Genomic DNA, 510 nt, shown 5'->3' on the forward strand with positions numbered 1-510 from the left:
CTTTCACGGCGGCATCCACTTCGACCGCGGCACGGCCAACGTGTTTTCAACCGAGGAGGGGGTGCAATGCGTCGCTGACGGAGAGATCGTCGCCTACCGAATCGATGAGCATTACCCGGATGCCACGCCAGTGGCCGATACACCTCTGGAGGCCAGTGCAGAACCGCTCGCTAACGCCGGTGACGCTCAAGAAGCCCAGGCTACAGCGGTGTTGCGACCTTACTCCACCGGCTTTGTCCTGGTCCGTCACCGTCTGCAAGCACCCCCGCTGCCAGCCCCCGCCAGCGACGACGCTTTAGCGCCCGCCACCACCGAACCCGACTACGGCACCCGACTGGCAACCCGAGCCCATGGCCCCAGCGTCGGTTGGCTGCCGCTGTACGCACGCGTCGCACTGCTGGAGCTGCAAAACGACTGGGCCAAGGTCCGCATCCTGCCGCCCTCGGTCGCCACCTGGACACACCAACCCGTGGCTGAACCCTGGCTCCCGCTCTACAGCCTGGACCGCCT

At 66.1% G+C, this 510-nt stretch carries 1 pseudogene; it reads left to right on the top strand.

Features of this window, described 5'->3' with window-relative positions:
• Positions 1-510, top strand: a pseudogene (locus tag CF161_RS33000) (hypothetical protein); the annotation flags it as partial.

The organism is Pseudomonas sp. CF161 (assembly GCF_000416215.1).
Lineage (GTDB): Bacteria > Pseudomonadota > Gammaproteobacteria > Pseudomonadales > Pseudomonadaceae > Aquipseudomonas.